This window comes from Kitasatospora sp. NPDC127060 (genome assembly GCF_042724935.1).
Classification (GTDB): Bacteria; Actinomycetota; Actinomycetes; order Streptomycetales; family Streptomycetaceae; genus Kitasatospora.
The window spans coordinates 1-18,359 of the sequence record NZ_JBHXEG010000123.1; the positions used below are offsets into that span (position 1 = coordinate 1).

Sequence of the window (18,359 nt, forward strand, 5' to 3'; positions counted from 1 at the left end):
GGCGTCACCGTGACGCCGATCCGAACGGCTTCTCCCACGAGCGGGCTGGTGCTCGGCGAGGGGCGATCTCTCCTGAGGGCCCCGAACCGCAGCCGCGGACTTTGCCCGCTCATTGCTGGCCTCGCCGACTGGCGGGCCGCGCGTTCTGGGCCGCCCGCAGCGATGTGACCGGCGACTGGGGGGCTTGGTGGGTCCGGACGTGGTCGGTGAGCAAGTTGATCGCGGTGGTGCCTGGTGGCGGTGGGTTGGTTGTCGGCTGGGGGCTGGCCGCAGTCGGGGCTGGTTGGAATAGGGGTGTTGGGCTGTATGGGGGGCATGGCGCCTGGCCGGGCGCGCGGAGGGGAACGGTTCGTGTGCCGCCCCTAGTTCGTTCTGGGGCGTGAACCTCGAAGGGACAGGACAGCCTTCATGCGCTTCCGCCAGACCGCCGTCGCCGCGCTCGGAGCCCTCACGCTCCTTGTCGCCGTTCCCAGCACCGCCCACGCCGCAACCGCAGTCGGTGAATTCGACTACAAGGACGGCTCAGGCAAGTGGGCCGCCCTCAGCGACCCTCCGACCGACGACTGCATCAACCTGTCCGGGACCTCCGAGCAGGCCCCGGGCTACGCGCCGGCGAACTACACCACCGCGCACGCGACGGTGTACCTGGCCTCCGACTGCAGCGGTGACGTCTACAAAGTCATGAACCCGAACACGGTCCTCGGCAACGCGGTCAAGGTCCGGTCGGTCGTCTTCTCGTAGCCGCCCGGTGCGAGGGCGGGAGGGGCCCGAGGCCCCTCCCGCCCTTATGCGGCGAGTCCGGCCTGAGGTGGTGATGTGGTTGCGGGGGGGGCGGGTGAGGCGCCGCAGCATGAGGGTGATGGCGCTCCAGGCGAGGTGGGCTTCGGCGTGGGCGGGCAGGCGTTCGTAGTCGCGGCAGTTTCGGCGGGCCCGCATGAACCAGGCCAGACTGCGTTCCACGACCCATCTGCGGGGAAGGACGACGAACCCCTGGGCATCGGGCGGCCGTTTGACGATCTTGATCGTGATGTGGAGCTCCCGCTCGGCCCAGCCGACGAGCTCCCCGGCGTAGGCGGAGTCGGCCCAGACGATGGTGATCTCCGGATGGGTGGTGTGCAGGCGGGCCAGGAGCCGGCGGGCGCCGTCGCGGTCCGGCACGTCGGCCGGGGTGACCAGCACGTCGACGAGCAGGCCGCCGAGGTCGACCGCCAGGTGTCGTTTGCGGCCGGTCAGCTTCTTCGCCGGGTCGTAGCCGCTGGTCGCCCTGGGGACGGTGTCGGCGGCCTTGGCGTGCGTCGTCTCCGCGATCTGCTGGGCCCGCTCGATCTGCGCGCGGTTGACCATGTGGCGGGCGGTGTCGTCGTCCGCCATCACCCGGAAGGCGACCTCCGGCCGGCGCAGCAGGTCGGAGGCGATCCGGGCGGCGACCTGGTCGTCGGCGGCCAGGTCGTGGATGCGCTCGACCTTCTCCTGAACCGTCACCGGAGTGGCGAACTGCCGGCCCAGTGCCCGGCTGGCGGCGTCGCGCGTCCAGCGGCGGGTGCCCGAGCGCTCGTGCACCGGCGGATCAAGGATCACCGCGAACCGGTGCTCGGGGTCCTCGATCGAGGCCAGGATCCGGTGGATGCTGTGCGACACCTTCGGCTGGCGATGCGTGGCGGGCCACTTCGAGGAGGTCCACCGGTAGCCCTTGACCGTGTGGAACGACAGCCCGATGTCCTCGGCGAAAAGCCTGAGCGAGGTCGCCACGGTGAACGCCTCGTCGGCCCCGTGCTCCCCGCCGCCCGCGAGCCGCATAGGTTCGATCTCCAGGGCCATGTCCCCGATACGGAACTGGCAGCGGCCTATCTGCTCGACCAGATCGCGGCCCTCGGCCACCAACTCGTCATACCGCCTCAGCGACACCGCCCCGACGAGCTCCGACACGCCAACCACCCACCCCACCGGCCCGGGGCACGACGCCGGCCGCCGACTGACAACCCCCGGCCTGTGACCCAGCATCAACGTCGCCGTCCAGGCCTGGAAGAGAGCCCGGAAAGCAGACCCGCGTGGTCTGCCGACCAGCGGCATCACAATGGTTGCGAACTGTCCTGCGCACGCCCGGACCGAAGCCTCCACGCCCTCGTCCGGCACCGCCCCGAGCAGAACACGGCTCCCGCCACCCGCTCCAGACCCACCGTCCACGATGTTCCGCACACCGGACAACTCGCCACCACGGCCGCCCGGATCGCGGCCACCCTGACCCGCGAACGCCGCACCGAACGCCAACGGCGGGCACGACACGCCGCTGAACAGAACACCGCCTCCGCCCGAGCGTCCGGCCTCAACCGGTCACCGCACACTCGACACGGCCGCTCCAAACCACCGGCCATCCCCGCAGGGTAACGACTCCGACAACAACCCGGCTTGTCGTGCCCGGCTCAGACACAGGCTCTGAGGGTGTGCCAACCCCTCCGGCCGACGCGCCGCTGCGCCCCGGCACGAGCGGTGCCGGGGCGCGGCGGGCGGGCTGCGGGGACGGTGCTACGGCTTGCGGCCGAGCTTGCGCCACGGGTAACTGCCGTTGGCCTCCGCAGTGCCCGGTTCGGCCTGGGTCCACCACTGCGCGTACCAGTAGGAGCCCTGCCAGGCCGCGTACGCGGCGGAGGAGGAGCCGGCCGGGTCGCCCGCCCATACGTGCGTCAGCCGGGCGGTGCTGCCGTTCGCGGCCTCGGCGTCGAGGCCGTTCGCGGAGCGAAGTTTGAACGCCTTGCCGTGCACCGGGGTGGCGACCGGGGTGCCCTCGGCGCCGGTGGCGGGATCGACCGGGACGAACCGCCACTTCTGGCCGTCACCGCCGGTGCAGGGGCCGGTGGAGAGGTCCTTGCGCTGCTCGACGGCGTTCAGGCAGCGGCCGCCGTTGGTGATCCTGGACCAGCCGGCGCCCGCGTCCTGGACCCGCCAGTACTGGTTGGGATTAGTCTCGATCGGCTCCACCAGGTGGACCCGGGACTGGTCCGGGTCGTGGTCGATCAGCAGGCCCTGGTACTCGAACTGCCAGCCCTGCGCCCCCTTGTCCCAGGCCGCCCAGAGGCGGCCGCCGGTGGGGCTGTAGGCCTTGCCGCGCTGCCAGTCCTCGGCCTGGCAGACGGTGGCGGCGGCCGGGGCGGCGGGCGGGGTGACGGTGGTGGTGCCGCGCCGCAGGTCGCCGGTGGAGCTGTAGTCCTTCCCGTTGATCCGTACGATCACGTTGGCGGGGCCGGTGATCGGTAGGTAGTACTTGATCCCGACATCCCGGCTGGTGCCGGGCGGGATGTCCTCGCAGTAGCCGAGTTTGACCGTCACCCGGTGGAAGTCCCCGGTGAGGCCGCCCGCATTGGGCCCGTCGTGGCCGGACACGACCCCGGGCATCTCCTTCCACCCCTCGTCCTTGAACAGGGCGGGGGTGGAGGTCGGGACGTCGAAGGAGACCTCGGTGCCCGCGCCGAGCGCCACCGGGCTGTTGTTGGTGATCCGCAGCTTAGGCTGCATCGGCCACATGTCCTTCAGGTCGCCCGGGAAGTCGGCCAGTTCGACCTTCACGTCCACGGCCTGGGCGGGCAGCGGCTGGTTGGCGCGGGTGTTGCCGTAGGCAGGTTTGCCGCGCAGCGCCTGGTCGATCTGGCTGGTCAGGGTGTAGCCCATGCCGTACTCGCCGCCGGGGCGCTGGGCGTAGTCGCCGGCCAGCTCCCAGAGCATGACGCCGCCGATGCCCTTGTCGAGGACGTACTGGGTCTTGGCGGCCACCGACTGCTCGTCCTCGGTGGACAGGAAGACCTTCTTGTCGGCGTTCCACAGCCAGCTCGACTTGAGCTGGTCGCTCCACCTGCGGGCGTAGCCGCCACTGAGCCGGTCGTCCGGGTCGCTAGTGGGGGTGAGGCCGTAGCCGCCCAGGTAGCCCGGCTGTCGGCCGCCCTGGAGGTTCTTGGCGTGCCAGAGCGGGTTGGAGCCGGCCGGGACCTCCTGGCCGCCCTCGGTGTCGTGCCAGAGGTTGTCGATGCCGACCGCGCCGCTGCCGCAGGCCACCCGGCCGCCCTTGCCGCCCGTTCCCGGCGGGCAGTTGGCCTGGTCGGGCCGGACGGAGGAGCCCCACAAACCGTCCGTACCGCCCTGCACGTCGCGCCAGCCGCGGGTGTAGTAGGGGATGCCGAGGTTGATCCGGCCGGGCTGGAGCGCGCCGCGGTAGTAGTGGTACGCCCAGTCCGTGTTGAAGTAGCCGGTCCTGCGGTACTCCGGCGCGTCGTAGACGCCCGCTACCCCGAGCTCGGTGTCGTTGCCGTCGTCGTAGAGCGGCGCCTGCGGGCCGACGAAGTAGTTCCACGAGCCGTGCAGGTCGTAGGACATGACGTTGACGAAGTCCTGGTACTGGAGGGCGGGCTGGTTCTCCTCGCCGCGCACCAGGTAGCCGGAGGAGGAGCCGGCGGAGGTGAGCAGGTAGTAGTGACCGGAGCGGTCGAGTTTCTCCCGCAGGGCCTTCATGAGCGCGTTGTAGCCGGCTGCCAGGCCCGTGCGGCGCGGGTTGGCGGTGGACCAGTCCTTCGGGTTGCCGGTGTCGGGCAGCGCGGTCGGGTACTCGTAGTCGACGTCAACGCCGTCGAACCCGTACGTGGCGAGGAAGTCGGCGACCGAGCCGGCGAAGGCGTCGATGCCGCCCTGGTTGACGGTGCCGTCCGCGTTGGTGGTCATCGCGTAGAAGCCGGACGACTCCGCCCAGCCGCCCACCGAGATCAGGGTTTTGACCCGCGGGTGCTGCCGCTTGTACCGGGTGAGCAGGTTGAAGTGGCCCTGGTAGGGCAGGTTCGGGTCCATCTCCGCCCCCGGCACGCCCGGCCAGGTCGTCTTGACGGCCTCGTCGCCGACCGCGATCCGGTTGTCCGCGCCGACCTTCGCGAAGGCGTAGTTGACGTGGGTGACCTTGTTCCAGGGGATGTTCTTCACCAGGTACCGGGGCGAGCCGTCCTGGCCGGTGCGCCAGCCGGTGAAGTAGCCGACCACCCGGCGGCTGCGGTCCTGGCCGAGCCACTCGCGGCCGTCGCCCTGGTAAACGTCGCAGTAGCGGGTGTCGGTGCCCGGTGTGACGGCCATGCCGTCGGGGCGGCACTCCGCCTGCGAGGACGGACGGGCCGGGCGCGGACCGCCGTCGTCGGTGCCGTTGGTCGGGTCGACCGGGTCGCCGGCCGCGGTGGGGTCCTGCCCCTGTGTGGCCCCCGGGCAGGGGGCCACGGCCAGCGCGAGGCCGTCGGCGGCGCCGGTGCTGGCCAGGCAGGTGCCGGTCTGTCTGTTGCGCAGCAGGTCGCCGTCGCGGAACCAGGACTGGTTGGCCCCGCCGCCGCAGCTCCACTGCCGGACGGTGCCGGTGGGCGCGTCCACGTCCAGACACTTGCCGCTGTGCGCGCTGACCAGCGCGGCCGAGCCGTCGTCCTGCGTGTTGCCGCTCTGCCAGCGCTGGTTGACGCTGCCCTCGCAGCCCCACTGGTGAATCCGTCCGCCGTCGGCTCTGCCGTCGCGGTCGCGGGTGTCCACGTCCAGGCACTTGCCGTTGGCCTTGTTCTTCACCTGGCCGCCGTCGAGCGCCCAGCCGAAGCGGTAGTTCGGATCGCTCGTGGGGTCGGCGGGCAGTTGGTCGACGTCGGGCGGCAGGTTGCCCTCTCGGCTGGAGAGCTGGAGCCGGCTGGCGGAGTCGAACATCGTGCCGCAGAGCAGCGGCCAGCCCTCGCAGATGCTCGTCGGGCCGTTCTCGATCTCGTCGTCGGTGCCGTTGACCTGGGCGAGCAGCCGGACGTAGCGGTCGCCGGAGAACATCATCAGGCGCCGTTTGAGACCCGGCCCGGAGGTCCCGCCCGCGGCCTGGCTGAACACCGCGTCCATCCTGCTCGCGAACGGGGTGTCCTTGAGGACCGGCCACTCGGTGGCGACGTCCTTGATGTACAGGGTCGTCCAGTAGCCGCCCTTCAATTGGAGCCGCGCGTACTTGCCGCCCGCGAAGACGTACAAGTTGTCCCTCTCGGCTGACACCATGGAGTCGATGCCCGAGGCGAAGGGCTCGTCGCAGAGCCCGAACATGTCGCAGATCGTGCCGGTGACGCCTATGCGGCCCGCGCTCTTGACGTCGACCTGGATGTTGTCGAGCCGGATCGCCTGCGCGCCCTTGGTGAAGTACATCGCCGCGCCGGACGACGTGGAGCGGTACAGCGCCGAGTCCACGCCCAGCGCGAACGGGGTGCCGCGCAGCAGCGGCCAGCTCTCGTAGATCGACTGCGGGCCCTCGGTGAAGGCGTCCCCCGTGCCGCCGATGTCGTACCTGATCCGGGCGTTGAACGGGCCGTGGAAGAAGTACGCCTCATTGCCGCCCACGCTGGTCGCGGCCTTCACCGGGGCGGACGGCGCCGGACAGGTGTCGGCCGAGCCCTCCGTGAGCACACGGCCGCCACCACCACCGCAGCGCCCGAGCACGGCGAACGCGCCCGCGACCGCGAGCCAGTTGCGGAACTCGTGAGCGGCCGGCGGCTGATAGGTGGCGTCGCGGGTCCATCCCCAGGCGTCGGCGGTCGCGTCGCCCCACCCGCCCTGGATCAGGCGCTGGTTGGCTCCGACCGTCCATTCCCGTTCGGTCCACCAGCTGCCGTTGGCGAACGCGCCGAACAGGCCCCGGTCCGCGTCGTTGGTCCCGGCGCCGTTGGCCTCTACACCGGCCACGGCGGCGATCCGGGCGCCCTCGGCGAAGGCGACCGTGATCATCATCATGTTCCGGGCCCGGGCCCGCCGGGCCGTGTCGTCGCCGGGGACGGTGAGCACGGCCCGGATCGCATCCGTCAGCCGGGTCTGGGTAATGGTCAGGGTCTCCAGTGCGATCCGGTTGGGGGCGTCGGCGGCCAGACCCCGGTTCCCCTCGTTGACCATGTCCCCGTACGTGTCAGCGAAGTGCATGCTCTCGGTCTGGGCCCCTGTCACACCGACCGCGCGCCGGATGTCGTCGGCGTCCGGGACGCCGTGGAACAGGATCAGGCGAGTCCTGCCGACCGGGCGGTCAGGCAGGAAGATCCCCCGGATGTAGAGGTTCTCCCGGTTGAAGACCAGCTGGACCCGCTCGCCACCGCGGGCCAGCCCGCCGATGTCCTGCAGGTAGTAGCCGCCGTCGCGGTGCAGCACCCGGACGTTCTCTCGCAGCGGCACACTGGTGTTGTTGCGGATCTCGTTGATGACCTGCCGGTACCGCGTGCTGTAGCTGGTCCACGCGCCGGCTGGCGGCGCCAACCAGCTCAGCGTGCCGAGCACCAGCATCGCGGCCAGGACCGTGGTCAGCAGGCGGGCCGGCCAGCGCCCCGCCGGGGATCTGGCCGGCACGGGAAGGGTGTGCACGGGCTTGTCTCCAGTCGTCGGTTCGGGCAAGTACGATGCGCGGACCGTAGGGCCGGCCGGTAGACGAAAGATTGACGGGTCCGTCAACGCCGAGCGCGCCGAGGACGTCGGCGCGGCGAATGGCGCTCCCGCCTCACTGCTGCCTGGCTGATCGGTGTGGACCGCCGGCAGCACTTCCGAGACGTTCTGGGTGACCTGCTTCTCGCCAGCCAGCTGTGCTTCTCCGGACAGGGCTACTGCTTCGCTCTCGCACGCTTCTGCACGGAGGAGGATGCCCTGCACCTGGCGGCTTACCTGGAACGCTATCTCCAACAGCCTGACCGTCAGTACGACCAGCACTGGGCCGTCAGCGCGCTCCTCCACATCGACAGTCAGGCTGGAACCGAACACGCCAACCGCTTCCTCGCCCCCGGAGGCCTGTGGCACCAGTGGAATGACGCCCAGTTCAGGCCCTCGCCGCCGAGCCGGTTCATAGATGAGCTGTGCGCACTGACGGACTCGCTCAGGTAGACGTCACAAGATCAGCGACAGAGCCCATTCACCTGTACGTGGCTGAGCGCTTTCACACCTGTACGCCGACAACAGGGCCAGCAGCGGCCGCCTGGTCGGTGGGTCCACTCGACCTGTCCGCATCCATTCTCGGTGCTCCTGGCGGGCCTTCTTCTCCCGGGCCTTCTGGCGCTGGTCGTAGGCGGCGCGGTTGTCCGGGTTCTCCAGCGCCTCGATGAAGGCCCAGGGTGAACCGGACGGGCTTGCCCTCGCGGGGTGGTGCGGGTGCGTGGCAGCCTGGAAAGGAGCCTCCAAGCAGGTCACCCCGTCGGTTGACGCGGATGCTTTGGAAGGAGTCCATGCCATGGCCGATAGTGACACCGGGACCGGTCGCAGGACCCAGACCGTCGAACGGGCCTACGCGGGCGGGTGGACCACCTTTGCCGCGATCATGCTGCTCTTCGGCGGCATCATGGCGGTCCTGGAGGGGATCGCCGCCATCGCGAACGACGACCTCGTGGTGGTCACCCGGAACTACACGTACTCGTGGAGCACCACGGGCTGGGGATGGATCCACCTGATCCTCGGGGTGGTCCTCGTTCTGGCCGGGACGGCACTGTTCAGCGGCGCCGCGTGGGCGCGGGCCGTCGGCGTTGTCGTCGCCGGGCTCGGCATGATCGCCAACTTCATGTGGCTGCCCCACGAACCGGTGTGGGCGGTCGTCCTGATCACGATCGACGTGTTCGTCATCTGGGCGCTGTGTGTCGGCACGACCAAGAAGGTGAGCTGAGGGTGCAGAGCCGCTCCCCTCGACCACGTGGGGCTGCTCGTACACGCTGAACCCGGCAGGCGACGCTGCGGTTCACCGATGTGGGTCGCCGGTGAAGTGCGAGGTGGCCGGCGGGAACTCGACGACGAGGTAGATGGCCGCAGAGCTCGACAAGCTGGTCACCTCGGGGACCATCCGGGTCCTGGACCTGGTCATCCTGGCGAAGGGCGCAGACGGCGAACTGGACGCCGTCAAGGTGGCGTTGGCTTCGCCACGAGTCCATGGAGCAGAGGGCGGGCAGCTTCGCGGCGCCCTCGGTGTCGGCGAGGTCGGCGAGGTCGGCAAGGTCGGCGAGGTCGGCAAGGTCAGCGAGGCCGTCCTTCGCGCGCCGGTCGTCGGCGATGCGCGGGGTGGCAGTGAAGTACAGCCCGCGCTTCGCCGGGACCTGGTCGTCGGCGTGAATCGCGGCCTACGCCTCGCCCTCCGACCCGGCCGTGCGGTGCGCCTCGTCGATCGACCAGGCCTCGGCGGCCTGCTCCAGCAGCTCGATCGTCGGCACCAGCACCAGCACCCGGCCCCGAGCGGCCAGACGCCGGGCGCAGCCGGCCGCGATGAGGGTCTTGCCCGAGCCCGTCGCGGCCACGACGGTGGCGCGGCCGCCGTCCTTCACCTCGCGCACCGCGGCCGCCACCGCGTCCTTCTGGAACCAGTGCAGCGGCAACGGGTTGAGCGCCCCGGTCGGCTGCTGCGGGACCGGCTGCCCGGCGTCGGCGCGGAACACGGCCGGCACGTCGGCCTCGGTGGCGGTGGTGGTCTCCACGGCGGTGCTTCTCCTTCGGATGCTGAGACGGCAGGGCGAGGGCGGGCGGTGCTGTGGAAGGGTCAGGGACGGACGGCCTCTCCCCGGGGCCAGGTCATGGATGGGGAGAGGCTGTGACTGAGCGCTTCACTGGGCCAGTTGAGCAAATCCGCTGACCAGCGACGATGCTCCAAGGCCACTCCCCCGCGGAACGACCCTTGGAGCTTCGCGACCCGCTGACCATGCACAACACCAGGCGCTCAACCGGCGAACTCGACCGCTAACGACTTGGGGAACGATTGCCGGTGACGGCAGGGCTGGCCGTTCAGGGCTGCGTTGCCTCGAGCGGCAGAGCGCGGTGGAAGACGGCCCTGGCTTGGCCGGGGCCGTTGTAGTCGTCAACGATCTTCACGTCGAAGCCGAGTCGGCGATGGAATCCGATCGACGTGGTGTTGTCGACCGAGGTGATCGCTTTCAACCACTGCGCGCCTTGGCGGTGTGCGGTGGCGGCGAATGCCGTGTAGAGGCGGCGTGCGAGGCCGGTGCCGCGGGCGTCGTCCCGGGTCGCGATCAGGTGGACGTACCCGGTGCCGGCCGGGGTGACGAACCCGATGAGATACCCGTGGATTCCGTCCTCGGCCCGGGCGACCAGGCATGTTTCACCGAACTCGTGCACCAGCGCGAGAGCGTGCAGGGATCGAAGGTCGCGGTCTCCCCAGTACCGGTGGTGATCGGCAAGAACCTGGTGGATGTCGGTGATCTCGGCCGGAGTGATCTGTGTGCGCATGGCAGGGATCATGGCAGGCGCTCCGCCGGGCTGAGGAGAGAAGTGCCGGCCGGGGCGGCCGTAGCGCCACCAGACAGGCCCGAGGGGGCCACGGGCGGCCAGCAGCTCCAGCGTGGTCGCGAGGATCGGCACGGCGTCGTCGTAGTCGCGCCAGCCGTCGCCCTCGTTGTCGTCCTGGGGCACTGTCCACCACTGCCCGCCCCGGATCTCGGCCGACAGGTCCACGGCCTCCTGGCGGTTGGCCAGGGCGACGGGTCCGGCGCCGGTGACGACCAGGGCGACGGGCGGGTAGCCGGGCCGGGTGTGGGGGCCGGGCCAGGTGCGGCGCCACCAGTGCACCGTGCTGTCGGCCGGGTCCTGCTCGGCCAGCGCGGGGTCGGTGCTCTTCACCTTCGTGCGGAACAGCTCGCGGTAGGCGGTGAACTTCGCGGCGACCCCAGCCCCTCAGCGAACTGGAAGACGCAGGCCAGCGCCGGCACAGCAGGCGGCAGGGCCGGCCGCCCCCGCCTCGGGAACAAGCCGATGAAGCTCTCGTCGGTGAAGAGCGGCCCCAGTGCTTCCCGGATCCGGATCGGCAGGCTGCCCTTCGGGAACGCCGCGCGCGCCACTCGCGCGGTCTCTCAGCTGTCAACACCCACAGCAACCATGCCTCACACGCCATCAACACCCGCTCCAGGACGACAACTCCGCAGGTCATCCCCACGCCAAGCCCGGGGACATTCTGGAGTCCGACTCCTACGGCCCGCTCGTCAAGATCCTCACGCGCTGCGGAGCCACGACGCCAAGGTCGTCGAAGCCCTCGTGGTCCCGCGGAAGTCCGGCAAGCGGACCAGGGGGCGCAGCGCTGAGGCGGCTTCTGGCCCTGGTGAGAGCATGGTTGGTGCGGGCGGCGGGTCGGGGGCGTTCACGCTGCCGGTGCGGTTTCAGACACCGGGGGGGTGTCAGGGGTGGTTGTTGAGCTTCTCGTTGCGGATCATGCGGCGCAGGCTGGTGCGGGTGGCGGCGAGATCATCCTCGCGGCCTTGGCCACGCCAGGCACCAAGACGCCACCCACCGAATCGCGGTCCGGCCACCGACGGTGTCCCCGAGGGGATCGCCGGACAGGGGGATCGCCCCGACTCCCGCCCTGAGCGGATCGTTGATCACTCAAATGTACGATGCTCCGAGGATGACCGAGAGTCATCATCGTTCGGGACGTCACGGGGGTGTCCCGAACTCCTTTCTTCACCCCGTTCAGGAGCGCTCTCATGAAGCGTCGTGTAATTGCGCTGGGCACCACGGTCCTGTCTTTTGCCGCCTTGCTCGGCTTCGCCCCGACCGCGAGTGCGTCGTCCCTCCCTTCCTGTACGACGGGGCAGCAGGTCTCGGTGGGTGGCTACGGAACCTGGGTGCCGGTGTCTTCCACCGGCTCGGTGGACTGTGTCATGGGCCAGCAGTCGGGGTTCAACAGCGGGACCTATGACCTCCAGGTTTCGCTTCACCGGTGCGACGGCGCCAACGGCCTTGCCGAGGACGGCTACTACGGCCCCGCCACGGCCCAGGCGGTGCGGGACTTCCAGGCCCGGGTCGGCCTTGGCGTGGACGGCGTCTACGGCCCCCAGACGCGTAGGGCCATGTACTGGCACGCCAACCTGGACGCCCAGACAGTCTGCAACAAGTTCTGATCGACTGATCCGACCCGGCTCCCAGCCTGCGGCCCGTGAAGCCGGGCACCGACGGTTTCCGCCGTCGGCGCCCGGCGTTCCGCTACCCGGCGCTGTATCCGGCCGGAAACTCCAGGTTGGTCGCAACGACGGGCGCCGAGTCGTCGTTTTCGCGCCAGCCATCGCCGTCGTAGCCGTACCGCGGTGACGGTCCACCAACTACCTCGCCGGCAGCCGGCTGACAGGTCCGCAACCGCCTCCTGCCGGTTGGCCACCGCGGTACGTGCGGCCCCAGCGACAACCAGGGCGAAAGGCGTTACCCGGCACAGGTGTTGCCCTGGATGAGCTCGGCGTCACCGCTCGGCACTCTCCTCGCCCACGCGGGCCGGGTCGGTATCACCACCAACGTCGGCTGCACACGATCGAGGAGCGGCCTCATGAAGACCGTCCCTGACGGAAAGTCAGCCCGCTACACTCACCGCGCGCGCAGCCTCTGAACAGGCAAACGTCGAAGTCCCTGGCAGCGCGCCTACGCCGCCGCCCGGCAGTGGTGGCTGGCCTGCGACGGCCTGGTCAACTGAACCACCCTGCCGGGCCGGACGACTGGGGGCCTGGTTCCCGACCGAACGGGGCGCGCGGATCGCCGCCCGCTTCCCGGAGCTGCAACACGTGGCTTCCCCCGGCTGCCCGAGGACAAGACCGAGGCGAGGCTGCGGGTCGGCCACATCCTCGCCGTCACCCGCACCCAGGCCACCTTCGTGGCCGGCGCCCGCAGGGCCGGGGACGAGTGCGCGCCGCCGGACTTCCTGCCCGAGGTCTACCACCGCTACGGCGAAGGGCGGGAGGGCGCCGTCATCCCCGACGGCCTGCTGCACCACACCGCCGTGGCGGGCGGCCGACTGCTGTGTCGGGGGTTCGTCGAGGTCGACCCCGGCACCAGCGAGAAAGGCGGCCAGGGCGTCGGCCAGGCGGCTGCGCAGCCGCGCAGCCGCGGATCCTGATCGACCGAGGAGCCCAGCCCGCACTGCAGCCTGACGTGGGGGCACGTGAAGATCGGTAGAGACGGCATGTACGGCGGCTGCCGTCCTGGTCTCGGCAGTTGACGGACGGCCAGTGCCGCGGCTGCCTGGCGGACGTGCCGGTCTGCGCCGATTCACCCGCCCTTTCTTACAACCCGCCCTGCGGCGGGTGACTGGGCATTCACGTCGAAGATGGTCGAGGACAGACCTGCGCCCACGCGTCGCCGGGCCGGTCGCCGAGAGCGGGGTGCTCTGTGTCAGAAGCCGGTGAGCGTGGTCTTGCCGATGACCGTGCCGGACTCCTGGAGGTGGTGGGCCTTTCGGAGGTTGGCGGCGTTGATGGTCCCGAGGTCCTTGGTGGCGGTGGTGGTGAGGGTGCCGGCGTCCACCAGTCGTGCCACTTCGGTGAGGATGCGGTGCTGGGCGTCCTGGTCTGCGGTGCGGAACATGGAGCGGGTGAACATGAACTCCCAGTGGAAGGAGATGCTCTTCGCCTTGAGGAGCCCGATCGGCACGCTGTCGAAGTCGTCGATCGCCACGATCCGTCCGAAGGGGTTGAGCACCTCGGCGTAGACGGGGAGGTTGTGGTCGGTGGCGGTGGTGCCGAACACGAGGTCCACGCCGTGCGGTGCCACCTCGGCCAGCTGGGGGACGAGTGGCTCCGAGTGGTCGATGACGTGGTGGGCGCCCATGGTTCGGGCGAAGGCGGCCGTCTCCGGGCGGGAGGCGGTGCCGATGACCGTGAGTCCGGTGAGCGCGCGGGCGAGTTGGGTGACCATGGATCCGACGCCGCCGGCAGCGGCCGTCACCAGCAACGTACCGGTCTGCCGGCCGACACCGTGGTCCACGCCAAGCCGTTCGAACAGGCCTTCCCAGGCGGTGAGCGAGGTCAGTGGCAGCGCGGCGGCCTCGCTGAACGAGAGGGAGGCGGGCTTGCGGCCGACCAGGCGCTCGTCGACGACGTGGTAACGGGAGTTCGCGCCGGGCCGGTCGAGCGCTCCGGCGTAGTAGACCGCGTCCCCCTCGGTGAACAGTTCCACCTCGGATCCGACCGCCACCACGGTGCCCGCCGCGTCCCAGCCGAGGACCCTGGGCTCGCCTGCCGGGTCGGCGTTCTGGCGGATCTTGTAGTCGACCGGGTTGAGCGCCACCGCCTCGACCTGCACCAGCAGATCACGCGGGCCGGGTTCCGGGACCGGCAGTTGGAGGTCCGTGAGGCTCTGCGGGTCGTCGATCGGCAGGCTCGCGCGGTAGGCGATGGCGGGCATGGTGCGTGTCACGGGATTCTCCTCGGTTGGCTGGCGCCCGGGTGGTTGCGGGGATCAGGTGCGTGCGGGGCAAGTGGGCGCGTACGGGGGAAGCAGGTGTGGGTTGGCCGCGAGGTAGCGGTCGGCGGCTTGCAGCGGCGTGAGGCCGTCGACGTTGATCAGGACGTCCAGGTCTTCAACGCCGTCGTTGCCCGGCTCGAATGCAGCGAGCCCGGCGAGCGCCTCCGGGTGGATCCGCTCGAGCGCGTCACGGCGGACCACCGGACTGGCTGCGTCGACGCTGCCCAGCAGGCCCTTCGGTTCGGCCAGTGGCCGCAGCGCGTGGCGGCGGTTGAGGTACTGGGGCCGCCAGAGCGGGATGACGAACCGTTCGCGCCGGGCGAGGCCGCGTTCGACCCGGGCGACGAACCCGGCCTCGTCACCGGGTGCGAAGCGGTAACCGGCCCGGTCCAGGCCGTAGTTCACCACCATGCGGGCCGAGAAGCGGCTGATGCCGGCTCCGGGGTTGATGCCGTCGATCACCCGGGTCATCCGCTCGGCCACGTCGGGGCGGGTGAGGTCGCCGACCTCTGCGACCTCGGAGGCGGGAACGTAGGGCGGCACCGCCCAGATGCAGTACGGCTCGTAATGCGGGGCGAGCACGGTGACCTCGTCCCGGTGTCCTGCCAGGTACTTCTCGTGGCTCGACGGCAGCCAGGCGGACACCAGGAAATCGATCTCGCCGGCGGCCTGACGGCGGAAGAGCTCCTCGTGGGGCGCCTCCACCACGGAGACCGGGTGTCCGTACGCTTCCAGGATCCGGCGGACGACTGCCGCGGTGCCCCGGTGGAACGACAGGGCGATCGTGCCGACGGTCAAGGGGTGCAGTCGCGTTCGGCTGGGCATGGCGAGCTCTCTTTCACGGGGCGGCTGACCGGGAGCGGGACGGCCGAGGCGTCGACGGTCCGTTCCCCCGGACCACTCCGGTGCTTCGGACACAACGGAAGGTAGTGGAAAGGTCGTGGTTACCTGCAAGGACCATTGCTACCCGATGGGTACTATTGGCCAGTGACCACGACCGCCACCCACGCCGGCGACTGCGTCGACCCCGCCTCCGTATACGCTGCGGCGTGCCCGTGCCGCGACATGCTCGACCTGCTCGCCAACAAGTGGAGCGCGCTGGCTCTCGGCGCGCTCGAGAGCGGGCCGCGGCGGTTCGGTGAACTACGCGCCCGCTTGCAGGGCATCAGCCCCAAGATGCTCACCCAGACCCTGCGGCGGCTGGAGGAACACGGCCTGGTCCGCCGCGAGGTCCACGCCGAAGTCCCGCCTCGCGTCGAGTACAGCCTCACCGACCTGGGGGCGGACGCGTGCATCCCCTTGGCGCGCCTGCGTACCTGGGTCGAGCAGAACATCGACCGTTTTCCCTGACGCGCCGGACCGGGGCGGCTTCTCGGAACCTGCACAGTCTGCACCGCGGCCGGGGCCCGAGGCGCGAAGCACGCACCCTTGGCAAGGACTCCTCGCTGCACGCCGTCAAGGGCTACGACGACGTGACCGGGGTCGGCACCCCGACCGCCGACTACCTCACCTCCTACGCCGAGGCGCCCAAGCACTGAGGCACCCGGGAGCACCGGCCCCTCGGCGCCGGCGCACAGCAGGATGGTGCTGTCCGAGACCCGGCCCGCCCGGCCCCTTCGGCATGAGAGTGAGCAGCAGCCATGGAGCCGCAGACCTACGAGGTGGTCGCGCTCGGCGCCGGGCCCACCGGGGAGAACCTGTCAAGGCTTGGGGCATGGTGTCACGGTGATCTTGATAGTTGCTCTCTGTAGTGGTTCGTCGTTGCGAGGACGACCACGTCGTGCCGCCCGCGCAGCAACGCGAGATCGCAGACGCGCTACGGGAAGCCGGCATACGTCACGAGATGGTCGTCCACCCCGGTGTCGGGCACGGCTTCCTCCACGCCGAGCCGGCCACGGCAGCCGACGTGTGGCGTCGCGTTCACACGCTGCTGACCAGCGTCGAAGAGTAGCCACCGCGGCTTCCAGAGTGGTGCCGCGCGGTACGGCGCCTCGAAGTCCTCCGCCCGCTGCTCGGCCGGAGCGAGCACTACCGCGACACGCTCGACGTCACCGGCCACCTGCCCCCGTGCTACGGCGAACTGGCCCTCTACACCACCGGCGAGAAGGTACGACGGCAGCGACAGCGACCACCCGCTGCCGCACTACCCGGACGAGCCGTTCTCCGGCCTGACGACCGCCTCCTGGAACGGCGGCACCGCCTGCGCGCCGGCACGCTCGGCGAGGGAGTGCGCCCCGACCTGCGGGACGCCTTCGTCCGCGCATACACCGGACGCCAGGCACTGAGCCGCGCGTTCTAGCGGGCGGTGATGTGGGGATCGCCTTGGCGGGGTTGCCGACCTCGTCGGGGCAGGCCGAGCGCGAGGCCGGCGTCGCGGATCGCGTGGCGGACGCGGCAGGTCTCGGGCATGGACAGGGTGCACACTCGGGTCGGGCCGTAGCGGTCCATGATGCGCCGGTAGACGTCCAGGCGGCGGGCTGACCAGACGTCGATGTCGATGTCGATGTCCGGCAGGGGGCGGCGGTCAGTACTCCTCGTCCGGGTAGCCCCAGGTGATGAAGGCCTCGGCGTCCGGGGCGACCTCGGCCACGGCGGCGGCGAAGGAGGTCTCGAAGTGCGGCTGCCAGCGCCCGAATCCGCTGATGATGATCGGGTACCTGGCCTCGCCGGTGACGTAGTGCACACCGTTGTCGACGACCGGGCCGTAGCTGATCTGGTCCTCGAAACCCTCGTCGCGCAGCAGATCGCCGACGGACACGGAGACCGCCTCGGCCTGCGCGGCGTCGGTGAGCTTGGAGACGGTGAAGTGAAGATCGATGTTGACGGACATGCCCGCAGGCTACCGACTCTCGCCGACAGCCCTGCGGGAGGGCCGGGGCGGAGCTCCGGCACCGGGCTGACCCCTGGTCGCGTGAACGCGGCCACCAGGCACCGTCGAGCGCACCCTCGCGGGACCGGGTGGTCTCCAGGCGCAACAGGAGCGTCCCCGGTATCGCGGCCTGCCGGAACCGGTCCGGCAGGAATCCCGGGAGCGGAGCACCGGTTTCGTCCGGCATGGCTCGCCACCCGTCCGTGGACGCCCGCCCGGCCCCACCGTGCGGGGGCCGGCCGTCGGGGAGCGGCGGCCGGGCCGCCCCGATACCCCCACGGCACTCCGCCCGCACCGGGCCGACCCGTCCCAGGGAGGGCCGGTGTGGAGGCCCGGCCCCGGAGCCGGTCACGGCCCTGGAGGCCATCCGCCCGGCCTGGTCACACAGCCCGCCGGACGAACGGTCCGTCGGCGTGCCTCAGGGGCACAGGGCCGCGTCGACGGCGCCGAGGGCGGGATACAGGTCGCTGACGTCGGTCGGCTCGACGGTCAGCGTGACGCTGGCGGCGCGTCCGTCCTCGGTGGCGGCACTCCAGGTGCCGTAGCCCGGGATGGCGCCGTTGTGGAACCACACGGTCGTGCCGCAGGACAGCGTCGCCGGTACGATCCCCAGTCCGATGCGGAAGCCGGGGTGCCCCGTATCGATGGTGGCGCGCATCTGCTGGAGCTGGGGATCCTTGAGGAGGCGGTGGCCGCGCATGAGCTCGGAGAAGAACGTGGCGAGGTCGGAGTCGGTGGACACCATCGCACCGCCCGCCCAGGCCGCGGAGGGGTCGATCTCGGTGACGTCGCGCAGGGATCCGCCCGGGCCGTCCGTGCGGTAGCCCTGGGGGTGGCGCCCCCGGAGGACGGTCTCGCCGGGGGCCGGGAAGTAGGTGTGGCGCAGGCCGAGGGGCTGGATGACGCGGCTGTCGATGGTCTCGGCGAGGGGGCGGCCGGTGACCTTCTCCACGATCAGGCCGGCCACCAGGTAGTTCGTGCTGCTGTACCCCCAGGCCGTGCCCGGACGGAAGGCCGCTTCGTGCCGGAGCGCGATGTCCAGGGCGTCGCGCGGGGAGACGTAGCGGCGCTGGAGGATGTCGTCGGTGACGTCCGGTTCGTACTCGGGAAGTCCGGCGGTGTGCTGCAGGAGCTGGCGCACCGTGATGTCGTTCCCGTCGATGCCCTTCCCGCGGACGAGGCCGGGCAGGTAGTTCTCGACCGGGTTGTCGAGGGCGATCCTGCCCTCGCCGACCAGTTGCAGCACGACCACCGCGGTGAACGTCTTGGTGACGCTGCC

At 70.6% G+C, this 18,359-nt stretch carries 14 protein-coding genes and 3 pseudogenes; 7 read left to right on the forward strand and 10 right to left on the reverse strand.

What is annotated here, in order from left to right:
* Window positions 1-522: 522 nt before the first annotated feature.
* On the reverse strand, window positions 523-1,926 hold the full coding sequence (locus ACFWIS_RS38275) for a DUF6192 family protein (RefSeq protein ID WP_380462550.1): 1,404 nt from the start codon (window positions 1,924-1,926) through the stop codon (window positions 523-525).
* 597 nt (window positions 1,927-2,523) lie between these two features.
* Window positions 2,524-7,377, reverse strand: coding sequence for a glycosyl hydrolase family 18 protein (locus ACFWIS_RS38280; RefSeq protein ID WP_380462549.1), 4,854 nt, complete (start codon window positions 7,375-7,377; stop codon window positions 2,524-2,526).
* 126 nt (window positions 7,378-7,503) lie between these two features.
* On the opposite strand from ACFWIS_RS38280, the pseudogene ACFWIS_RS38285 reads away from it, so the two are divergent.
* A pseudogene (locus tag ACFWIS_RS38285) lies at window positions 7,504-7,887 on the forward strand (DUF6000 family protein); the annotation flags it as partial.
* Window positions 7,888-8,230: 343 nt separating this feature from the next.
* Window positions 8,231-8,656: a hypothetical protein gene (locus ACFWIS_RS38290; RefSeq protein WP_380462548.1), complete on the forward strand. Its 426-nt coding sequence runs from the start codon at window positions 8,231-8,233 to the stop codon at window positions 8,654-8,656.
* A 448-nt stretch (window positions 8,657-9,104) separates the two neighbouring features.
* On the opposite strand, the gene ACFWIS_RS38295 is transcribed toward ACFWIS_RS38290, so the two are convergent.
* Together ACFWIS_RS38295 and ACFWIS_RS38300 are read right to left on the reverse strand one after the other, a co-directional pair.
* A complete protein-coding gene (locus tag ACFWIS_RS38295; protein WP_380462547.1) occupies window positions 9,105-9,455 on the reverse strand; it encodes a DEAD/DEAH box helicase in 351 nt (116 codons plus the stop codon).
* A 304-nt stretch (window positions 9,456-9,759) separates the two neighbouring features.
* The gene (locus ACFWIS_RS38300) at window positions 9,760-10,233 is read right to left on the reverse strand and encodes a GNAT family N-acetyltransferase (RefSeq protein WP_380462554.1); all 474 of its coding nucleotides are present in this window, start codon (window positions 10,231-10,233) and stop codon (window positions 9,760-9,762) included.
* Window positions 10,234-11,609: 1,376 nt separating this feature from the next.
* Between ACFWIS_RS38300 and ACFWIS_RS38305 the strand changes: the two genes are divergently transcribed.
* Both ACFWIS_RS38305 and ACFWIS_RS38310 read left to right on the forward strand, forming a co-directional pair.
* Window positions 11,610-11,885 (forward strand): peptidoglycan-binding protein, encoded by a 276-nt coding sequence (locus tag ACFWIS_RS38305; protein ID WP_380462546.1) that lies wholly within the window; start codon window positions 11,610-11,612, stop codon window positions 11,883-11,885.
* 737 nt (window positions 11,886-12,622) lie between these two features.
* Window positions 12,623-12,865, forward strand: coding sequence for a hypothetical protein (locus ACFWIS_RS38310; RefSeq protein WP_380462545.1), 243 nt, complete (start codon window positions 12,623-12,625; stop codon window positions 12,863-12,865).
* A gap of 275 nt (window positions 12,866-13,140) precedes the next feature.
* Here the strand turns inward: ACFWIS_RS38310 and ACFWIS_RS38315 are convergent, their stop codons facing one another.
* Together ACFWIS_RS38315 and ACFWIS_RS38320 are read right to left on the reverse strand one after the other, a co-directional pair.
* A complete protein-coding gene (locus ACFWIS_RS38315) occupies window positions 13,141-14,151 on the reverse strand; it encodes a zinc-binding alcohol dehydrogenase family protein (RefSeq protein WP_380462553.1) in 1,011 nt (336 codons plus the stop codon).
* A 54-nt stretch (window positions 14,152-14,205) separates the two neighbouring features.
* Complete coding sequence (locus ACFWIS_RS38320; protein ID WP_380462544.1) at window positions 14,206-15,036, reverse strand: glycine betaine ABC transporter substrate-binding protein; 831 nt, start codon at window positions 15,034-15,036, stop codon at window positions 14,206-14,208.
* Window positions 15,037-15,198: 162 nt separating this feature from the next.
* Here ACFWIS_RS38320 and ACFWIS_RS38325 point away from each other — a divergent pair, with 162 nt between their 5' ends.
* The 3 genes and pseudogenes from ACFWIS_RS38325 to ACFWIS_RS38335 form a co-directional block, all read left to right on the forward strand.
* Complete coding sequence (locus ACFWIS_RS38325) at window positions 15,199-15,561, forward strand: winged helix-turn-helix transcriptional regulator (protein ID WP_380462543.1); 363 nt, start codon at window positions 15,199-15,201, stop codon at window positions 15,559-15,561.
* 430 nt (window positions 15,562-15,991) lie between these two features.
* Window positions 15,992-16,162, forward strand: coding sequence for a dienelactone hydrolase family protein (locus ACFWIS_RS38330; RefSeq protein ID WP_380524255.1), 171 nt, complete (start codon window positions 15,992-15,994; stop codon window positions 16,160-16,162).
* Window positions 16,163-16,411: 249 nt separating this feature from the next.
* Window positions 16,412-16,507, forward strand: a pseudogene (locus ACFWIS_RS38335) (alpha/beta hydrolase); the annotation flags it as partial.
* On the opposite strand, the gene ACFWIS_RS38340 reads toward ACFWIS_RS38335, so the two are convergent.
* From ACFWIS_RS38340 to ACFWIS_RS38355, 4 genes and pseudogenes are all read right to left on the reverse strand, one after another.
* Window positions 16,507-16,725, reverse strand: coding sequence for a hypothetical protein (locus tag ACFWIS_RS38340; RefSeq protein ID WP_380524257.1), 219 nt, complete (start codon window positions 16,723-16,725; stop codon window positions 16,507-16,509). The pseudogene ACFWIS_RS38335 and the gene ACFWIS_RS38340 sit on opposite strands and share 1 nt — an antisense overlap.
* A 10-nt stretch (window positions 16,726-16,735) precedes the next feature.
* The gene (locus ACFWIS_RS38345; protein WP_380462542.1) at window positions 16,736-17,041 is read right to left on the reverse strand and encodes a hypothetical protein; all 306 of its coding nucleotides are present in this window, start codon (window positions 17,039-17,041) and stop codon (window positions 16,736-16,738) included.
* A gap of 76 nt (window positions 17,042-17,117) precedes the next feature.
* A pseudogene (locus ACFWIS_RS38350) lies at window positions 17,118-17,267 on the reverse strand (DUF5994 family protein); the annotation flags it as partial.
* 231 nt (window positions 17,268-17,498) lie between these two features.
* On the reverse strand, window positions 17,499-18,359 hold an 861-nt coding region (locus ACFWIS_RS38355; RefSeq protein WP_380462541.1), incomplete at its 5' end, for a serine hydrolase domain-containing protein.

What these genes read in the sequence shown, in the direction of transcription:
- ACFWIS_RS38320 (WP_380462544.1), bottom strand. Translation starts at nt 15,036, where the DNA reads ATGCCCAGCCGAACGCGACTGCACCCCTTGACCGTCGGCACGATCGCC.
- ACFWIS_RS38300 (WP_380462554.1), bottom strand. Translation starts at nt 10,233, where the DNA reads ATGATCCCTGCCATGCGCACACAGATCACTCCGGCCGAGATCACCGAC.
- ACFWIS_RS38345 (WP_380462542.1), bottom strand. Translation starts at nt 17,041, where the DNA reads ATGTCCGTCAACATCGATCTTCACTTCACCGTCTCCAAGCTCACCGAC.
- ACFWIS_RS38290 (WP_380462548.1), top strand. Translation starts at nt 8,231, where the DNA reads ATGGCCGATAGTGACACCGGGACCGGTCGCAGGACCCAGACCGTCGAA.
- ACFWIS_RS38315 (WP_380462553.1), bottom strand. Translation starts at nt 14,151, where the DNA reads ATGCCCGCCATCGCCTACCGCGCGAGCCTGCCGATCGACGACCCGCAG.